Consider the following 4,539-nt stretch of genomic DNA (forward strand, 5'->3'; position numbering starts at 1 on the left):
GTGGTGTACCAGGCGCTGGAAAAGCCGCCGGTCAAGGAAGCACGGCTGAACTCTTCTTCGCGCTGATTTGAGCGCTGGAAGATTACAAGTCGTTCACTCTGTGAATACGGCGTCATGAAGCAGACGTAACGAGTATTCGCGGAACAAGCTGGCCATTCTACCCCTCGAAGGCGACGCGGACGGCGTCGGCACGACAGGGGAAGGCCGCCATGAGCCGGTTCATCGTCAAGATTTCGAAGCTCGCGATACTGGGCCTGGCGGCCCTGCCAGCCTTGGGCCTGACCCAGGCCGCGACCGCCCAATCCAGGTCTGGCAAGCCTCCGGTGCTGGCCAAGGTCGCGGTCGGCGACCTGGACCTTTCCCGCCCCGACGACGCCCGCCTGTTCAAGGCCCGCATCGACGCCGCCAGCGTCGCGGTCTGCGACGCGCGCGTCCAGGCCGAGCGGCTGGACCGCTGGTCGGCCAAGGCCTGTCTTCTGGATATTCAGGACGAGGTTCAGTCCAAGCTGTCGCGCGACCAGGCGAAAGCCCTGCGCGCGGTCGGCGGCTGACCACGAGATCCTCCCCCCGGGGAGGTGGCGGGAGCGCCGGGCATGCCCTTGCCCGGCCGTTCATCCCTCAGAGCGCTCACGGCGTCGCATGCTCCCAGCCCCAACGGGAGACGCCACGAGGCTCCCGCCGAGTTGTTGATGAAGGCATGAGCGTCTTCCCTTCACCCTCTCCCTCCGGGAGAGGGTGATTTGGGGGGATCTACCGCCCTGGATCCCCGCCAGCGCCGCCCAAATTTCCAACCTTTCCAACGCGCTGAAAAATAATCAGCGTCACAAATCCTAGGACCTCAAACCTCCTGCACAATCAGAGATGTCCCCATCGCGGGGGAGGGCTCTTGGTACCGGCCCAAGCAGGCGATGGGGATCGAACCGAGCGGGGCCGGGCTGGCCTGGCGATCGGGTCGGCTGRGGAGGCGGGTCTCAGAAGGATCCAAGACCCCGGCCGGACGAGCGCGGGACAGCCGGGGTCGACGGGGCYGGGAGTTCAAACCGGCCTGTTCCAGGATCAGTCGGAGTCGCCGACGGCCCCTTCCGGGCGGCTTTGATCCTGCCCGCCCGAGGGGRAACGTCGATCGGGATGAAACAGGCCCTCAATCGCCGTCCCTCGGTCAAAACGGTTCGGCGGAGCGGTCAGGTCTAGCCGAAACGCAACATACAAACCCACGGTCATCCGGGCTGGGCCCGGACCGCTCCGCGCCTCCCCAACCGCTCACAGCCCGATTGGCGTGGGATCACACCCACTTGCCCCCACCTGGCCGCTAAAGCGGTCCGTAGGGGGCAAGTGTTCGCCGCACCGCGCTTTCGTTTCCGCCCCGGGCCTTCTATATGCAACCGCTCCTCGACTCCCCCGGAAGACCCATGGCCCGCATCCTGATCACCTCCGCCCTGCCGTACATCAACGGCATCAAGCACCTGGGCAATCTGGCGGGATCGATGCTGCCGGCCGACGTCTACGCCCGCTTCCAGCGCGCGCGGGGCAACGACACCCTCTATATCTGCGCCACCGACGAGCATGGCACGCCGGCCGAACTGGCCGCCGCGGCCGCCGGCCAGGACGTGGCYACCTATTGCGCCGAGCAGCACGTGCTGCAGCACGACGTGGGCCGGGCGTTCGGCCTGTCTTGGGACCACTTCGGCCGCTCGTCCTCGCCGCAGAACCACCGCCTGACCCAGCACTTCTGCGAGGTGCTGGAAGAGCGCGGCCTGATCGAGGAACGCGTCGACCAGATGGTCTATTCCATCGACGACAAGCGCTTCCTGCCCGACCGCTACATCGAGGGCATCTGCCCGCACTGCGGCTTCGAGAAGGCTCGCGGCGACCAGTGCGACAACTGCGGCAACCTGCTGGATCCCACCGACCTGAAAGAGCCCTATTCGGTGATCTCCGGCTCGCGGAACCTGGAGGTGCGCGACACCCGCCACCTCTACCTCCTTCAGACGAAGATGGCTGATCGCATCAGGACCTGGGTCGACGGCCACGCCGACTGGCCGCTGCTGGCCAAGTCGATCGCCTACAAGCACCTGGACGAGGGCCTGATCGATCGGGGCATCACTCGCGACCTGGCCTGGGGCATCCCGGTGACCAAGGGCGAGTTCCCGCGTCCGGGCTTCGAGGACAAGGTCTTCTACGTCTGGTTCGACGCGCCGATCGAGTACATCGCCGCCACCCAGGAGTGGGCGGAAGCCGGCGCCGATCGCGACTGGAAGTCGTGGTGGCGCACCGACGAGGGCGCGCAAGACGTCCGCTACGTCCAGTTCATGGGCAAGGACAACGTCGCCTTCCACACGGTCAGCTTCCCCGCGACCATCCTCGGTTCGGAAGAGCCGTGGAAGAGCGTCGACATGCTCAAGGCCTTCAACTGGCTGAACTGGTACGGCGGCAAGTTCTCGACCTCGAACAAGCGCGGCGTGTTCATGGACGCGGCGCTGGAGATCCTGCCGCCCGACTTCTGGCGCTGGTACCTGACCTCGAATGCGCCCGAGAGCAGCGACACCGCCTTCACCTGGGAGCAGTTCGCCAGCGCCATCAACCGCGACCTGGCCGACGTGCTGGGCAACTTCGTCAACCGCATCCTGAAGTTCACGGAAGGCAAGTTCGACGGCGTGATCCCCGACGGCGGCGCTCCCGGCCCGCTGGAGGAGAAGCTCTACGCCGACGTCTCGGCGCGCCTGGCGGACCTCGCCGAGCAGATGGACGCCATCGAGGTGCGCAAGAGCGCCCAGGCCCTGCGCGCCCTGTGGGTGGTCGGCAACGAGTACCTGCAGGAAGCCGCCCCGTGGACGGCGATCAAGACAGACCGCGACCGCGCCGCCGTGATCGTCCGCACCGCCCTGAACCTGGCGGCCCTCTACGCCCGCATCTCCGCGCCGTTCATCCCGTTCGCCGCCGAGAAGATCGCCGAGGCCTTCCAACTGTCCTGGCCGCCGGCCTGGCCGTCCACCGACGCCGCCGCCGAACTGTCGACCCTGCCGGTCGGCCTGTCGGTCCGCGCGCCGGAGGTGCTGTTCAAGAAGATCGAGGACGAGCAGATCGCCGAGTGGACCGCCCAGTTCGGCGGAGCCGAATAGGGTGACGAGCAGCGGTTTTGTAAACCGCTGCTCCACATTCAACGCTGTCATCCCGGACAAGCGCGTAGCGCGCCGATCCGGGACCGCCGCAAGCGCATGCGCTCAGGCGGCGGTCCCGGGTCTTCGCTTCGCTACGCCCGGGATGACAACCAAAGTGTATCGAGGGTGAGCGCGTGACGACTGAACAGCCCAGCGCCCTCGCATCCCAAACCCGCCTGGGCCTGTTCTACGTCATCTCCTATCTCGGCACCGGCGTCAGTCTGCCGTTCATCGCCACCTATTTCCGGTCGCGCGGCCTGACGGGCGCGCAGATCGGGCTGATCCTGGCCGTGCCGATGCTGGTGCGGCCGTTCACCGGGCCGGTTCTGGCGGTCTGGGCCGATGGCTTCACCCTGCGCCGCACGCCCCTGGCCCTGCTGGCCCTGGGGGCGGCGGCCGGCTACATGGCCATGCTGGCCGCCCCGGGTTTCTGGGGGCTGCTGGCCTGCTGGCTGGTCGGCATGACCTTCCTGACCACCCTGACCCCGCTGATCGACGTGATCACCCTGCGCCGCTCGCGGATCGAAGGCTTCAACTACGGGGTCCCGCGCGGCAGCGGCTCGGCGGCCTTCATCGTCGCCAACCTGGCCATGGGGGCGATCCTGGCGTTCGCCGCGCCCAGCGTCATCGTCGCCTGGATCGCCACGGCGGCGGTCGGGGTGGCCGTGGTCTCGATCCTGGTCCTGCCGCCTGACCGCGTCCACGAGGGCGAGGCCGCCAGGCCGGATCGGGCCATGCGTTGGAAAGGGCTTGGCGGCCTGCTCCGCAGCAGGACCTTCGTGCTGGCCGTGATCACCGCCGGCCTGATCCAGGGGGCGCACGCCTTCTATTACGGCTTCTCGGCCCTGCTCTGGCGCCAGCAGGGGATCTCGGCCCCGATCATCGGCGTGCTGTGGGGCGTCGGGGTGGCGGTCGAGGTCGGCTTCATGTGGTTCGCCGAACCGTGGCGGCGCAAGGTCGGGCCCGAGACGCTGCTGGTGCTGGGCGGCGCCGCGGCCCTGCTGAGGTGGACCGCCTACGCCTTCGCCCCGCCGCTGTGGCTGCTGTTCCCGCTGCAGGCCCTGCACGCCCTGACCTTCGCGGCCAGTTTCATGGCCTCGCTGCGGTTGATCGAGCGCTTGGCGCCGCCGGAAAGCGCCTCGGCGGCCCAGGCGATCAACTCGGCCCTGTCGGCCGGCTTCATGCTGGGCGTGGGCACCCTGGCCGCCGGTCCGCTGTTCGACGCCTTCGGGACCAAGGGCTATCTGGCCATGGCGCTGATGGGCGGCCTGGGCTTGATCGGCGCGGTGAGGCTGGCCAGGCGAGTGGAGCGCTAGCCTGGTCGGGGAAACGCCCTTGCGGCGTGTCCCCGTCGAAAAGCGCAGTGACCCATCATGGGGAC

General features: G+C 68.0%; 3 protein-coding genes. All 3 read left to right on the forward strand.

Going from position 1 to position 4,539, the window contains the following annotated elements:
• Positions 1 to 209: 209 nt before the first annotated feature.
• The 3 genes from AC1DZ6_RS19575 (at position 210) to AC1DZ6_RS19585 (ending at position 4,474) form a co-directional block, all read left to right on the forward strand.
• Positions 210 to 551 carry a UrcA family protein gene (locus tag AC1DZ6_RS19575; RefSeq protein ID WP_477098809.1) on the forward strand — a complete coding sequence of 114 codons (342 nt, stop codon included), beginning with the start codon at positions 210 to 212 and terminating at the stop codon, positions 549 to 551.
• Between the two features lie 858 nt (positions 552 to 1,409).
• Positions 1,410 to 3,119, forward strand: a complete 1,710-nt coding sequence (metG, locus tag AC1DZ6_RS19580; protein WP_477098810.1) for a methionine--tRNA ligase — start codon at positions 1,410 to 1,412, stop codon at positions 3,117 to 3,119.
• A gap of 173 nt (positions 3,120 to 3,292) precedes the next feature.
• Entirely contained in the window at positions 3,293 to 4,474 is a 1,182-nt protein-coding gene (locus AC1DZ6_RS19585; protein ID WP_477098811.1) for an MFS transporter, read from the forward strand.
• Positions 4,475 to 4,539: the final 65 nt, after the last annotated feature.

The organism is Caulobacter sp. P1_B12_2, assembly GCF_056406675.1.

Coding starts and splice junctions, on each gene's coding strand:
- AC1DZ6_RS19575 (WP_477098809.1), top strand. CDS start 210: ATGAGCCGGTTCATCGTCAAGATTTCGAAGCTCGCGATACTGGGCCTG.